This window comes from Sphingomonas oligophenolica, assembly GCF_039522915.1.
Taxonomy (GTDB): Bacteria; Pseudomonadota; Alphaproteobacteria; order Sphingomonadales; family Sphingomonadaceae; genus Sphingomonas; species Sphingomonas oligophenolica.
This window is the reverse complement of the sequence record NZ_BAAAEH010000060.1, coordinates 59156-73525: the sequence shown is the minus strand read 5'-3', so window position 1 is coordinate 73525 and position 14370 is coordinate 59156. Positions and strand designations below refer to the sequence as shown.

Genomic DNA, 14370 nt, shown 5'->3' with positions numbered 1-14370 from the left:
GAAAATCGCGGCGGTCGATTCAAGTTAATCGCGCGCCGGCTTACGCCATGCCTCCAGAACCAGGAGGTGCCCATGGCCGCGATCATCGAGTCAATCACCCAGGCGGTGCGCTGAGATGCCCGTCGTCCCGATCGAAGAGAACAAGGTCGGCATTGCGAGCCTGACCGACGCAAAGCTCAGGCCGGCCGATTTTTCGGGCTCGGGCCTCGATGCGATCGGCAGTGGATTGCGCGCCGTCGGCAGTGCTGGAATGGATCTCGGCAAGGCGATCGGCAGCAAGCCGCCCGCGCCGCGGACGGATCGTGGCGCAGCGTCGGCCAAGCCGGCGGGGAAGGGCGCGGCTGCGCAGGATCCGGCAAAGGCCGGAGCGTCCGACAACAAGCGGCCCGAAGCCGAACCGCGCCCCGCGATCAAGGCCGCCGCCGCGCAGCAGGCAGCGCCGCCCATCACCCTGACCCCGACACAGGCAGCCAATGACGCGGCGGTGAAGCGCGGCTATTGCGATTATGTCGAGGCAACCCGGCCGGTGCTCGATCCTGAGAAGGGCGCGCCGGCCGACCGGCAGGGGGTCGATCCCGCAGCCGCGGCGCGCGCGCGGTCCGATCAGCTCGTCGAGGCCTATAAGGGCATCGCGGCCGGCTTGAGCCCCGAACAGCATGAAGCGCTGCACGGGGTGATGCCGCAGCGGCTCGCGCAGGACCAGGCGCTGATCCGGAGCCAGGAGGCCGCAGCGGCGCAGGAGGCGCAGCGGCAGCAATCGCAGCGGGTGGTGGACACCAGCGCAGACGATGCCGTGCTTCACTATGGCACCCCAAGCTTTGGCCAGTCGATGGCGACCGGCCTCAGGCAGATCGAGGAGCAGGCAGCGCTCGGCGGCTGGCCGCCCGAGGCACGGCAGGCGGCCGAGACGAGGTTCATCTCGGGCGTTCACCGCAAGATCTCGGAATCCTATGCGGGCGGCGATGTCATCCTGGGCGCCGAGCATCTGCGCCTGTTCGGCGCGCACATGACGTCTGAGGATCGCGATGCCGCGTGGCACGCGCTTCACGGCCCGCTCGTCCAGACCCAGGCGGTGGCCGATGCCGACACGCCGTGGATCGCCAACGCCCCCACCGCGCCGCTGACGCCGCAGGGCGACCCGGCGCTGCTGGTGCAGCGGATGCTCGCCATCACCCCGGCCGGGCCCGCCGGCAACGAGGCGAGCGGGGCAGGCGACACGACTGATCTGCCGGCGCTGGTGGCGCAGTATGGCGGCGATGCGGCCAAGGCCTGGGCAGCCTCGGCGATCGGCGCCGACGCGCTCGATGCTTTGGTGGCGCGGCATGGCGCGCGCTGGTTCGGCGCGATGCCGAAGGACGCGCGCAACCAGGTTGCCGCGAACATGGCGATGCTGGGCGCCGCCACCGCGCCGCGCCGCGCGCCGACACCGGCCGAGCGGGCCAGGCTGGCAGGCGATATCGAGGACCAGCCCTGGTCGGACGAGCGCAAGCGAAACGCCTATGCCGAGCTCAACACCCGGATCGGCCTCGAGGCGAAGCGGGTGAAACAGGCGCAGGACGATGCCTGGGAGAAGGGCAATGCGGCGGCCGATCAGCTCGGCGCCGGGTTCATCTCGATCAACCAGCTGCCGCCGGCGGTCCGCATCGGCCTCGCCCCCGAAGCGCTCGCCGCGCTGATGCTGCGCGCCGATCGCAATGTGCACCCGGTGACGGTGCCGGCGCACGGCGATGTGGCGATGGGGCTCAACCGGATGGCGGCGAACGATCCCGAAGCGTTCGCGAAACAGGATCTGCGCCTCTATCGCGACCAGATGCCGCCGGCCGAATATGATGCGCTCGACCGGGTGCAGAAGGCGTGGGGCGGGTATCCGCCGGGGGCGCATGGGATTACGCAGCAGCGCGCTGTCGAGAAGATCGCGGCAAATGGTCTGAACCTCGATCCGCCGGTAGATCCTGGCGATGCCGGGGACGATACGCCAGCGGACGTGCGACTGGTGGCGCCGGACGCGGCTGATGGCCGTGACGATGAGCGCAGCCGCTGGGATCAGGCCGTTTCGGCCCTCGAGAAATCCGGCGCACCCCAGGTCGAAGCCGGCGAAGATGCCGACGGTCCCAGGGTCGTTGCCGCATCGGCGAACGACGGCGCCGCGTCAGGCGGCGCCGGCCAGGCGGCGCTCAACGCGGCCGACCGGGCGAAGCGGCACGAGCAGATTTCGAGGAAGCTGGCAAATGATCTCGGCATTCCGTTCGAGGAAAATCCACCGGCCGGGCCGGTGCCGGTGCAAAAGCCGCCAGCGTCGCGCGCCGCGGCTGCCAAACCCTCTGCTAGCGGAACAGCATCGAAAGGGACGTCGGCATCCCCTGCGGGCTCGGTTGTGGCTCCAAGCGCGCGTAGTGGAGCGGCCATAAAAAGGGCGTGGCCCGTTCCCTATCCTTCTCCCGCTGTGCATTTGCCGGCCGGCAGAAGCGATTATCTTCCACGCAGGAACGACGTCGGCCCTAACCAGGGGCACCTCTATGCCGACGGAAGATATTCGCCCGAGGGCAAATACAGGCATGGGCGTCCGCATCATGGCGATGATCTGCCGGGCGTAATCGGCGATCCAGTCGGATCAGCCGCGGATGGCGTCGTTTTCAAGACCGGCACCCAGCATGAGAAGGTCTGGGCGAGGGATCCGAAGACCCGTCAACGCCTGCTCAAAAAAGACAAGAACGGCAAGTTGGTGCCTTACAAAGTGCCCGGACCGAAGATGGCCGGGTGGGGAAACTGGATCCAGGTGCGGCACGCTGACGGTTATATTACGCGTTACGCACATCTGAAAACCAAGCCCAACCTGATTGACGGCACAGCGGTCCGGCTCGGTCAGCAGATCGGCGTCCTCGGGACGACAGGAAATGCATGGAACCAAGGCAGTCATGTCCACTTCGAGGTGCAGGACGTAAACGGGAAACATTATGATCCGGGGGAATGGATAGCGGGGCGGCTTCCGCCCGCGCCGGCGCGTAGAAAGATCGCAAGGACGCATTGACACGTTCGGAACAAAAGAAGACCATAACTCTCCAATAAATGGGGCGTGAGGACTGTAGAATGGCGCGCGAACTGACCGGCATAGTTGTCGCGGCCTCGCTGGCGCTTTCGGGTTGTCGTTGGAGCGATAGGGCAAGTGCGCCCGATCCGGCTGATCGTCCGGCAACCAGAAACGCGACTGGCATGCTCACTCAACGAAAGGCGAGCGAGGCCGCTCCTCACGTTACAAAGATCGCGGCCAAAAGCGCAGGTCCAAGTTCGGCTTCGGTAGCGACAGCGGAGAGTTCACAGACCTTGCGCTTTCCCTATTCGACAGAAGATAAAAAGAAATGGGTTATCTATTCTGAATCGGAAGAAGGAGATGGCAAGCACAAGGAATATAAGTTCGCTGGAGACTCCTATTCAAAATATTATACTGTAGTTACCGATATGAGCGACGGAGATCAGAGTTCGTGGATTGAGAATGACCGGCATAATGCGGCAGGTGACTCTGGGCGGTACGCGGATTACGTGGGTATCAGGAAATCGCGAGATAAGGCGTTTGTATTCTTTTATTATTTGCCCGATGACGAATCTCTAGGAAGTTATGATATTGTTCGCATTGAAGGTGGTCGGGCCCTGATACGGAGTTGCACGATCAAGCAGGTTACTCTGGAAATTGCTGCCGGAAAGCATTTCAAGACAAAGAAGCAATTAATAGCCGCTCGGTTTGGCATCGCACCGTTGGCGTTGGATTTGCTGACATCGGCGGAGCCCGACTTGAAGCGGGATGATTGCCTGGACGAACATGATTGAACGCAGGTGAGGTGAGCGCGACCACTAAATACATGGCGCGCTGACGGCGGGAGGAAACTCCATATTTTTGAACGGGGCCGCCCTCCACCCATGATGCGCAATGCCTTCGTTGCGGGCTTGAGAAGTCCCGATCGACAGCTTGGCTTTCGCGCGGCTTTGCGGAAATCATTGACACAAGAAGAACAAATGAAGATCATTTGCGGCGAAAGTCGAAGCCATGGGGGGATAGGATGGGGCGGGGAAGGATCCGGTTTGGCATTGCAGTCTTTCTGCTCCTTTGCTCCGCCTGCGGACAACGTCAGGGCGACGTCTCGGCTAAGCACGAGACGCTCCTAAATTTGAACAGCGCCTCGGAGATGCCAACCACAGTCGTGAAGCAAACTCCGCCCACGGCGAGAGGCGCGCCGCATCCGCTCGAGCAGGTCTTGCGCTTTCCGAACCCCGGCGAGGCGGGCTGGAAGCAGTGGATTACCTACTCCAAGTCAGAGAAGGGTGACGAAAAAGAAGAACTTTACCGTATTCCAGGCGACTCTTTTTCAAAATATTATGAGGTGCATTTGTACTCAGGGCAAGGAGACGAATCGTCCGATATTCTCGACGACACGAATAATATTGTAGGTGACTTGGGATGGTACGCCGATCTAGTTGGCATCAGGAAGACCCCGCAAGCCATTACCGTATTTGCATATTATTTTTCGAATGGCGATCCGGAGAACGATGAGGGTCTCGGCGGCTACCAAATTGGCAGAATCGAACATGGTCGCGTCAAACATTTTCGATGTGTCATTACGAAAGAGACCCTCGAACTCGCTGTTGGCCGACATTTCGGGACGAGGAGGCAGTTGGTGGCAGCGAGCGAGGAAAATGCGACCGCGGTGGTGGATTTACTGACATCGTCCGAGCCTCAAATGAAGCGCGATCATTGCTCGTAAGCCCCCTGATGGGCGGGTGGACATAGGTTGATAGTGCTTCAAGCAGCAGGATCGTTGCAGACGACTGAAAAAGCTTCGGTCGGACGGCGCGCTCACGACGCCCGGGGCACTGATTCACGGCCAGGGACACCTCGCTTACGCCATGCCTCCAGAACCAGGAGGTGCCCATGGCCGCGACCATTGAGTCAATCACCCAGGCGGTGCGCTGAGATGCCCGTCGTCCCGATCGAAGAGAACAAGGTCGGCATTGCGAGCCTGACCGACGCGAAGCTCAGGCCGGCCGATCTTTCCGGCTCGGGCCTCGATGCGATCGGCAGTGGATTGCGCGCCGTCGGCAGTGCTGGAATGGATCTCGGCAAGGCGGTCGGCAGCAAGCCGCCCGCGGCAAGGACGGATCGTGGCGCAGCCTCGGCCAAGCCGGCGGAGAAGGGCGCGGCTGCGCAGGACCCGGCAAAGGCCGGAGCGTCCGACAACAAGCCGCCCGAAGCCGAACCGCGCCCCGCGATCAGGGCCGCCGCCGCGCAGCAGGCAGCGCCGCCCCTCACTCTGACCCCGACACAGGCCGCCAATGACGCGGCGGTGAAGCGCGGCTATTGCGATTATGTCGAGGCAACCCGGCCGGTGCTCGATCCCGAGAAGGGCGCCCCGGCCGACCGGCAGGGAGTCGATCCCGCAGCGGCAACGCGGGCGCGGTCCGATCAGCTCATTGAGGCCTATCAGGGCATCGCGGCTGGCTTGAGCCCCGAACAGCACGAAGCGCTGCACGGGGTGATGCCGCAGCGGCTCGCGCAGGACCAGGCGCTGATCCGGCGCCAGGAGGCCGCAGCGGCGCAGGAGGCGCAGCGCCAGCAATCGCAGCGGGTGGTGGACACCAGCGCAGACGATGCCGTGCTTCACTATGGCACCCCCGCCTTTGGTCAGTCGATGGCGACCGGCCTCAGGCAGATCGAGGAGCAGGCGGCCGAGACGAGGTTCATCTCGGGCGTGCACCGCAAGATCTCGGAATCCTATGCGGGCGGTGACGTCATCCTGGGCGCCGAGCATCTGCGCCTGTTCGGCGCGCACATGACGTCTGAGGATCGCGATGCCGCGTGGCAGGCGCTGAGCGGCCCGCTGATCCAGACCCAGGCAGTGGCCGATGCCGACACGCCGGGGATCGCCAACGCCCCCACCGCGCCGCTGACACCGCAGGGCGACCCGGCGATGCTGGTGCAGCGGATGCTCGCCATCACCCCGGCCAAGCCTGCCGGTAACGATGCGAGCGGTGCAGGCGACACGACCGATCTGCCGGCGCTGGTGGCGCAATATGGCGGCGACGCGGCCAAGGCCTGGGCGGCATCGGCGATCGGCACCGACGCGCTCGATGCTTTGGTGGCGCAGCATGGCGCGCGCTGGTTCGGCGCCCTGCCGAAGGACGCGCGCAACCAGGTTGCCGCGAACATGGCGATGCTGGGCGCCGCCACCTCGCCACGCCGCGCGCCGACGCCGGCCGAGCGGGGCCAGGCTGGCCGGCGATATCGAGGACCAGCCCTGGTCCGACGAGCGCAAGCGGAACGCCTATGCCGAGCTCGACACCCGGACCTTGCTCGAGGCGAAGCGGGTGAAACAAGCGCAGGACGATGCGTGGGAGAAGGGCCTTGGGGTCGCCGGGAAGCTCGGCGCTGGGTTCATCTCGATCAACCAGCTGCCGCCGGCGGTCCGCACCGGCCTCGGCCCGGAAGCGCTCGCCGCGTTGACGTTGCGCGCCGATCGCAATGTCCACCCGGTGACAGTGCCGGCGCATGGCGATGTGGCGATGGGGTTGAACCGGATGGCGGCGAGCGACCCGGAAGGGTTCGCGAAGCAGGATCTGCGCCTCTATCGCGACCAGATGCCACCGGCCGAATATGATGCGCTCGACCGGGCGCAGAAGGCGTGGGGCGCCTATCCGCCTGGGGCGCACGGGGTCACCCAGCAACGAGCGCTCGAGAAGGTTCGGGCGAGCGGACTGGATGCCGGGGCGGGCGGGGCCATCGCGAGCCAATATGAAGACGCCACTGGTTCTTCGCGATCGACCCAGCCACCACCAACGGACGAGGAGGTCGATCGTCTCGCCAATATCGGCACGATACCGGCAGCATTGAGAGGCGCTGATGCGACCAAGGCCACCGTGCGGGCTATGCTGCTTCGCGGCTGGACTTCGGATCAGATTCAGAACCAGCTCTATGATTCCTATGTCACCAGCCACCTCCGCCATGGATTGGAATCGCCGGGCGAATCCATCGGCCCCGAGGCTGACACGGGCGAGCCGGACCATGCTGCCTCGGGGGAGCAGGTCGAGACAATCGGGAATTCGCCGGGGATGTCTACGGCTGCGCATCTGATGCCGGTCAATTATGGCACGGGAAAGCGCCGCGCGACGAAACCGAAGCCATCGGCCCTGTCGGACGAAATCCCCGAATGGCTACAGAAACAAAGGAGGAGTATCCTACGGAGCCCGATATATGTCAGCTCATCCGATCAAGATGTTTACTATGCCGTGCGCAGGATGGGCAATCCCGATGGCTGGACAATTATATATACACACGGCGCAGTGAACCGGGACGGAAAGGTTTATGATCAAAGTCGGGGTATTCCGCATAAGGAAATGCCCGCGATCAAGATATTCGAGCAGCTTAGAAACCTTCCTGGCTATGATCCGAGAGCAAAGATATTGCTGACGGCCTGCTATGCCGCGAATGACACGACGGCACGAGATCTTTCTGCGATAACGCATGGCGTCGTTTATGCAGCAAAAGGCTATGTCTCCGAACCTTCGGTACGGAAAAATATATACCGCCTGACCGTGAATAACCAATATGGCCAGATCACCGGATACGCCAAGTTCGTAAATGGAGTAGAGGTTCCATCAGAACTCTTGTCAGTCAACTATGATACTAAGACCCATTCATGGAACTCAGTGATACTCAAAAAACCCGCGCCTGTCGGCGACCGCAGTCCTTCGCCAGGCAAAGAACCCTGGTTGTGGCGGATGTTTCACTGACGGCGGTTCAAATCGGAAACTGGCATTGACTTGGGGCGAACAAAAGGTGATCATCGCAGCGTAGCCAAGGGAGTCGGCTGTCGGGGAGCGCAGTTGCCCTGACCTGGCGGGACGATCGCCATACCCGGGAGAAGCGCGGAATGAGGTTCGCTCAAACAGGATGGGTCGCACTCGCGTTTCTGCTGAGCGCCGGCGCAACCATATGTTATTTGGTGGTTTGGCCCCGGGCGACATTCCTGGAATGCTGGAATGGTTATGCCGAGATCCCGCTCGAGGAGCAGGGACCTCAGTGGGGCGACCTCAAGGGCTGCCGGGAAACATCTGTGGCCGAAGCAAAAAAGGGCAATGTCAAAGGCGCCGAACTTGCCGCGTTTCTCTATTCTGGCACTGACGACACAAAAAATGTTGCTTTTTTTACCGTAGAGCGGTCGAACTAGGAAGCGAAAGGTCGAAGTCGGATCTTGCTTCCGTTCTCAGCGTGGATGGTTTGAAGAATTGCCCCGAAATACTCGACTTGATTCGGTCTTATCGGCCGTCGGGGAAATACCCTGAGGGGGAGCGGATGGACGGTTATTCTCTGGCCGCCATGAAGAAGGAATGCGAAGAGCATCTGACCGCGAGAGCGAAATGATTGCCGTTGTTGATAGGGACAATGTGCATGCCGGTTAGTGATCCGCGCCGACAGATTCCCGCGATCCTGATAGGCCTCGCGGTGCCGCCTTTTATCGGCGGATTTCTGGCGAGGCCCTATGTCGAATTCGTTCACGCATCCGGCTCGATGGTGCGCCCCCATATGGTGCACGTCGTGTTCGTGCTCGAAGGCATCGCCATTGCGCTGCTGCTGATCGCATGCGCGCTGAAGCTGAGCGGCAAGGCGCCGCGCTGGAACTGGCAAGCCATGCTGTTCCTGTTCGTGGCGCTGGCATTGGTGATCGCAGCAGGATTCCGGATTGACTATGCGCGCAAGCTTGTCTGGCCTACCACCTATTTAACCGAATAGTATATCCGAGTTTATCTATATTCTATAATGTAGAACAATGCAATTTATTACGAACGTGTCTGGCGTGAAAGGCAGTTGTATATTTATCGGGGTTTATTGAAGGTAGGAGAGAGGTCCCGTGCCATCACATAACTGTAACTTGATACGTGGATCGACACCGCGGGGGCTCGGTGTACTCGGCGAACGCGTGTATTCAAGGCGATTATAACGTGTTGTGCCGGCGCGCTGCTCGTGTTGCCGTGTTCGTCATTACTGGCACGAGGTTCATCTTTAGTTGAGAAAATTGTCTATCATTATTGTCCTCCGCTCGGTGCCAATGACACCATATAAGAAGAATTGAAATATTATCACGGCGTCAAGATCGCCACGGGCGCAAGGCGCATTTACAGAAAGCCCGCCAATGTTCCTGGCATCAGGAACTATATTATAGACGTTGGCGGAGAGGGTTATGGAAATAGAGAAATATCAGATTTTTCTATTATTAGTCCGCGCAATAAGCGCTTATTTTTTACGCATATACATAATGAGTGGTCGATGAGGAGCAGTGTTTCTACCGACACTTACTATATACTCACTGAACCTATACCATTGGAATCCATTATAAATGGCCGCGGGCCGGGTTGGGCAACGACGCGAGACGATGCTCCCGCTGATGGTTGGACCTTCCCGTATACGCTAGTCGAAATTTCTGGTGGCCTGGTGCGGCAATTTCGATGCGTCTTCGACAAGCGCATATTCACCTCACCGGAGCAAAAAAAGGTGTTGGCGACATGGGGTGGCGCGATCAGGCCCGATACTGCAATGCGTATGGTTGCTGTCTGGCTGTCTGAACATGGCGCACGGATGAAGGCCGATCGCTGCTGGCGACGTAGGTAACTGACCCTCGATTATTGACTTGGCCCCAAAAAACCCGCGCGACTGGATCGATCAGCGAAAAATAGACGCCTGGCCGCGTCTTTTGAGCGACAATGGGATGTCATTCGAAACGCTGATTGCTCAGCCTATCCCGTGCCGCGCTGCGCGGAGCGGCTCGACGATGCGTTGCGCCAAATGTTTGCTGAGATAAAGAAGTGATCTCGCCACCCCGAGGGCAGCACAAAAGGCCGCTGCAGCGCCGCAGGCAACGCCGCCCACCACCCTGACCCCGACACAGGCCGCCAATGACGCGGCGGTGAAGCGCGGCTATTGCGATTATGTCGAGGCGACCCGGCCGGTGGACCCAGGCCTGAGGTGCCTGACCTGACAGGGTGGTGATCATCAAGCGCTTATGGAAAAAGCGGCGACTGATTTGAGTTGTGAACCGCCAGTGTTTTCGTCTTTGGTAACGCATTCGACATGCGGCAAATGTGACTTTTCACGACGGTCCGTTGCGTTCATCCTGCGTCCTGGAAAAGTGAGAGGCTCAGGCCAGTGTTCAGGAAATTCGCGCCATTTTTCATCGCCGCGCTTCCAAGCGGCCTGGGCATAGCCCTGCTGATACTGCCGCTTTCGCCATCGATCTATTGGCTGACATTGTACGGACATCGATGTTTCGAGGGCGCCGGGCCAGTATCGCCCGATTCCGCGCCCCTCTGCTTGGTCAAATCCGCTCTGGAGGCGCCCTTTGTCTTTCTACTGGGCCCCTTGGCACATGATGATGAGCAGCCGCCCGATGTTTGGCCCGGTGTCTTCCTTACTGCGTTGATCATTGGCGTCTCGTTCGCGATGATCAGGGCGTATCGCTCCTTCTCGCGATCGGTCGGCAAATAGCAGATCTGATAATTTTCGATATCCAGAGCGGCGTACGTGAGACCTGGTCCAGCAATCAGGAAAGGATCGGTTCGATTCACTCCTGGGGGCGAGTGTGGAAAGAACCCGAGCGGTTGGAATGCCGTCCCGGTTCCGCCTGCTCTTTGACATGACCGTTTTATTCGATCGGCGGGCTACCCCACAGGCCTGCTGTTCCTCCTTTGCTCCCGCTGTTCCGCCGCTGTTCCGCCGCTGTTCCGCCGCTGTTATCGTCGCTGTTCCTCTCGCTGTTATCCCGCTGTTCCTGAATAACAGCGGGATGTTCGGTAAAATTTTGATAATGAACAAGAAAATTGAGCGGACACTCCAACATAACAGCGGCGAAAATAAAAAATCGCGGGGAACAGCGGGAAACAGCGGGAATCGGGGTCGCGGCTGGGCTCGCGGCCGGGTCCACTCAGGGCCAGGCAGGAGCAAGCTGAGCCCGATCCCCTCAACCTGGTGATCCGGATTTCCCGCGCCGCGCTCAACCTTCAACGTCATGGTTGGACCTGGCATCTGCGCCTGCACACGTAAGACTGTAGTTATCGATCCGATTTTCCAATCTGCCCGCGCGCGGTCGGTACCTCCGCCCGAATGACCTTCAGGTCCGGGCAAATCCATCATTCCGTCGATTCAACTCGTGCGCGACTCGCCCTATCCGGCCTCAATCATCAGGAGGTGCGTGTGGCCGCTATCAGCCCCAATGTTTCAAGCGGACCCTATGCCGCGGACGGATCACAGACGGTTTTTCCCTTCAGCTTTTCAATTGCCGCGGCTGGCGAAGTGGCAGTCGAGGTGAACGGCGCCCTGGCCTCGCCGGCGTCCTATACGGTAGCGTTCGGCGATACCGCCGGCTCAGTGACGTTCATGGCCGCGCCGGCTGCGGGCGCGCAGATCATGTTGCGCTCGAACCCCGATTATCTCCAGGCAAGCGATTTCGAGAATGAGGGCGCCTATAATCTGGCGACGGTCAACCAGATCAACCGGCGGGCGGCGATCCGTGATCTGGTGCTGAAGTCCGGGATGGATCGCTCCATCAGGGTGCCTCTTGGAGAGACGGGCAGCACCCTTCCGGCTGCGGCCGATCGCACGGGCCGCGTGCTCGGCTTTGGTACGGACGGCACGCTCATCGCCGTCGCCAATGACAGCGCTGCGGTAGCGGACGATGTCGCGCGCGCGGAAGCTGCAGCCGCGGCGGCTGAAGATGCATCGTCGGGCGTGGCGGGCGTGGCGGCAGCGGCACTGGCTGATGCGGACCGCGCTGAGCTTGCGGCAGCCGCGGCGGCGCTCAGCGCCGGCATCTTCGCCAACGAGGCGGCCGGCCGCGCGGCCGTGGCCGATGGCGTGCGCTTCACCACGGTTGGATCGACCAGCGACAAGGCGGTCGATATCTGGCAGCGGGTCAACAGCAGTTCGTCGACGCTGCTGCGGTCCTATCCTTCGCTCGATGCTCTCAATGCAGCCATAGCGGCGCTGACTGCGGCTTACGCGGCCGGTCGGCTGTCTGATGACGGCTTTGTTGGCGCTCGGGAGGCCTCTGTCTTTCCGGCTGCCCAAGCCGCCACGGTCAGTGGCAACAGCTTCACGCTGCCCACGAGCGTGGTCGGTATTCCGGTTACTCTAACAGGGGACCAGATCGGCGATACCACGACCGTCTTTACGGCAACCTTGCAGATCGTCTCGGGCAGCGCCGGCACGGCTTTCACCCTCGCGCTCGCTCGCTGGTACAATGCCTCGGGCGTCCAGATCGGCAGCGACGTGGCGTTGACCAAGACGACGACGGCGATCACGCTGACGGGTACGCAACCAGCGGGCGCACGTTCGCTATATTTTTATGTTGTCGCGCCCGCAACGACAGTCTGCCGCTTCCTGACCTATCAGGCCGGCGCCCCGGCGCGCCCGACAACCGACGCATGGTATCTGTCGCTGCTCGGCGCTGGCGTGGCCAGGAACGACCCGATGCCGCTCGCCTTCACGGTCGCCGACAGCGCATGGAGCCCACTCACCGGGCGGGTCACCGTTCCGGCCACTGGGGGAGGCCTCTTCGCGGTCACCGTTCCCAGTGGTGTGAATGACGGCGATGTAGTGTGGGCGTTCTTCGACAGCCCTCTCGAGCCGACCGTGTGGATCCAGACCGTCAACGCCAGGTTCGGCGCGTCCGGCGGCGGCAGCGGCAATCATTATTCGTCGCAAATCCTGCACGTCGGCGGCAACCGCTTCGCGGTCGCGCTGTTTGTCCAGTCGGCAGCAGACGGCGCGTTCCAGGGCGTGCGGTGGACCTGGAACAATACGGGCGCCGCGACCTATTTCGAGAACATCAAGCTCTATGTCGGGCCCAAACCACCTTTTGTGGAGAGCGTGTCGAACATCGTCCTGAAAGGCGTCCGCGACGAAATAGACAGCGCGCGGATCAAGCCCCTGATCACGCTCGCCGATGACAGCTGCGCCATCGCCTCCGATCAGCTCCAGCCACAGCCCCACAAGGAGCTGCGAAAATTCTTCGGCGTCGGCACCAAATTCCAGATGATGGCGACGCCGGGCAACACGCTCGCCCAGTCCGCCTCGACGGTCGGGCTGCTGCCGATCCATGTCAGCGTTTCCGGCGACGTCATCCCGGCATCGACAAGCCCGGTTCAGATCACGACGTGGGACTATGATCCGATCACGAGCAATTCTCCGCTCAATCCGGATTACGATCCCTATGCCTATCTGTGCGGTGTGCTCGGCCGGCTTAGCGCGGGCAGCTTTACCGGCAACAGCCCCGCTACCCTGTATTTCACCCCGGTTACCGCGCCGGCATGGCCGATCGACGTTCCGGCCGGATCGAAGCTGATCCTCAGGAAATCGCGGAAGCGCAAGGGCGGTCTCACGCTGTTTCCGATATCCTCGGTCAATGGCACCGGGGGCGGCTTCGCATCGGTCACGGCGTTTGTCGACGCGGTCTTCGCCGCCAATGATCCGGCGACGATCGCGGGCTTCCTGGGCCTGACGCCAAGTCCCTACGGCACAGGAGCCTCGGCGCTAACCCCCTTCGTCGGCAAGTCCTATTACAGCCGGCTCTTCAATCCGAACATCATGTCGGCAGCGACGGTCGCCGAAGCGCAATCGCTGTTTGGATGGAACTGGACCGGGACTGAATACGCCGACTGGCTCGCCGGCAATATCGGCATCCCGGGATCGATGCGCTTTTCCGGCGACGGCTTCCACCCCTTCAACGATGTCGCGGCCTATGTGGTGGCGAAGAACCTGTTCATCAGCGCGCCGGTGACTTCCTATTTGGAGAATTGGGCATGACCCCGCTTAGCCAGCTATATGCAGAGCTTCGCGACGGCCAGGGCGCCGATCGTTCGCTCGATCAAGAGATGAACGCCTATACGCGAGCGGTAGAGGGTGTGGACGGTTATATCCGGGCGGTCACCGCGCTCGATTATGACGCCGTATGGACACTCGACGGCATCCCTATCCAGTGGACGCTTCCGGTTCCGGAGCGGCGGATTGAAGTGAATGGCTTCGCGGTAACGGGTTGGATTGACGAAGACTCCCCCATCACCGAGTGGCATGCGGAGAAGCCCCGCGCGATCTGTATGCTGGCTATCAAGCTCCGCATGTTGCTTGAAGCATGAGCGCCCCCGCTACCCTATTGCCCCTGCGCGGCACGCCTCGCTATCTCGGCCTCCATCAGGTTCGCCATGTCGGGATCGGCCACTTCCTCGATGTCGTGCAGGCCAGCATCCGGACATGCGCGCTGGTCGGCGAACTTCGCCGCTCAGCGCCCGCTCGCGGACACCGGCGGCCGCAGCACGTTTGCGCCGCGCTCTGCGCCA

Annotated in this window: 10 protein-coding genes; all 10 read left to right on the top strand. The window is 61.6% G+C overall.

Annotation, left to right across the window (positions count from 1 at the left end; all coding sequences use genetic code 11):
• Positions 1-115: 115 nt before the first annotated feature.
• Positions 116-3028 carry a peptidoglycan DD-metalloendopeptidase family protein gene (locus ABD050_RS26430; protein ID WP_343892550.1) on the top strand — a complete coding sequence of 971 codons (2913 nt, stop codon included), beginning with the start codon at positions 116-118 and terminating at the stop codon, positions 3026-3028.
• Positions 3029-3087: 59 nt separating this feature from the next.
• Positions 3088-3822: a hypothetical protein gene (locus tag ABD050_RS26425; RefSeq protein ID WP_343892548.1), complete on the top strand. Its 735-nt coding sequence runs from the start codon at positions 3088-3090 to the stop codon at positions 3820-3822.
• Between the two features lie 356 nt (positions 3823-4178).
• A complete protein-coding gene (locus ABD050_RS26420; RefSeq protein WP_343892547.1) occupies positions 4179-4754 on the top strand; it encodes a hypothetical protein in 576 nt (191 codons plus the stop codon).
• 210 nt (positions 4755-4964) lie between these two features.
• Complete coding sequence (locus tag ABD050_RS26415; protein ID WP_343892545.1) at positions 4965-6644, top strand: hypothetical protein; 1680 nt, start codon at positions 4965-4967, stop codon at positions 6642-6644.
• Positions 6565-7776 (top strand): hypothetical protein, encoded by a 1212-nt coding sequence (locus ABD050_RS26410; protein ID WP_343892544.1) that lies wholly within the window; start codon positions 6565-6567, stop codon positions 7774-7776. Before ABD050_RS26415 ends, ABD050_RS26410 begins: the two co-directional genes overlap by 80 nt.
• 140 nt (positions 7777-7916) lie before the next feature.
• A complete protein-coding gene (locus tag ABD050_RS26405; RefSeq protein ID WP_343892543.1) occupies positions 7917-8213 on the top strand; it encodes a hypothetical protein in 297 nt (98 codons plus the stop codon).
• A 215-nt stretch (positions 8214-8428) separates the two neighbouring features.
• Positions 8429-8776 (top strand): hypothetical protein, encoded by a 348-nt coding sequence (locus ABD050_RS26400; RefSeq protein WP_343892542.1) that lies wholly within the window; start codon positions 8429-8431, stop codon positions 8774-8776.
• Positions 8777-10186: 1410 nt separating this feature from the next.
• Entirely contained in the window at positions 10187-10525 is a 339-nt protein-coding gene (locus ABD050_RS26395) for a hypothetical protein (RefSeq protein ID WP_343892540.1), read from the top strand.
• A gap of 705 nt (positions 10526-11230) precedes the next feature.
• Positions 11231-13840 (top strand): hypothetical protein, encoded by a 2610-nt coding sequence (locus ABD050_RS26390; protein WP_343892539.1) that lies wholly within the window; start codon positions 11231-11233, stop codon positions 13838-13840.
• Positions 13837-14169 (top strand): hypothetical protein, encoded by a 333-nt coding sequence (locus tag ABD050_RS26385; RefSeq protein WP_343892538.1) that lies wholly within the window; start codon positions 13837-13839, stop codon positions 14167-14169. The genes ABD050_RS26390 and ABD050_RS26385 overlap by 4 nt, the downstream gene beginning before the upstream one ends.
• Positions 14170-14370: the final 201 nt, after the last annotated feature.

What these genes read in the sequence shown, in the direction of transcription:
- ABD050_RS26430 (WP_343892550.1), top strand. Translation starts at nt 116, where the DNA reads ATGCCCGTCGTCCCGATCGAAGAGAACAAGGTCGGCATTGCGAGCCTG.
- ABD050_RS26425 (WP_343892548.1), top strand. Translation starts at nt 3,088, where the DNA reads ATGGCGCGCGAACTGACCGGCATAGTTGTCGCGGCCTCGCTGGCGCTT.
- ABD050_RS26420 (WP_343892547.1), top strand. Translation starts at nt 4,179, where the DNA reads ATGCCAACCACAGTCGTGAAGCAAACTCCGCCCACGGCGAGAGGCGCG.
- ABD050_RS26415 (WP_343892545.1), top strand. Translation starts at nt 4,965, where the DNA reads ATGCCCGTCGTCCCGATCGAAGAGAACAAGGTCGGCATTGCGAGCCTG.
- ABD050_RS26410 (WP_343892544.1), top strand. Translation starts at nt 6,565, where the DNA reads ATGGCGGCGAGCGACCCGGAAGGGTTCGCGAAGCAGGATCTGCGCCTC.
- ABD050_RS26405 (WP_343892543.1), top strand. Translation starts at nt 7,917, where the DNA reads ATGAGGTTCGCTCAAACAGGATGGGTCGCACTCGCGTTTCTGCTGAGC.
- ABD050_RS26400 (WP_343892542.1), top strand. Translation starts at nt 8,429, where the DNA reads ATGTGCATGCCGGTTAGTGATCCGCGCCGACAGATTCCCGCGATCCTG.
- ABD050_RS26385 (WP_343892538.1), top strand. Translation starts at nt 13,837, where the DNA reads ATGACCCCGCTTAGCCAGCTATATGCAGAGCTTCGCGACGGCCAGGGC.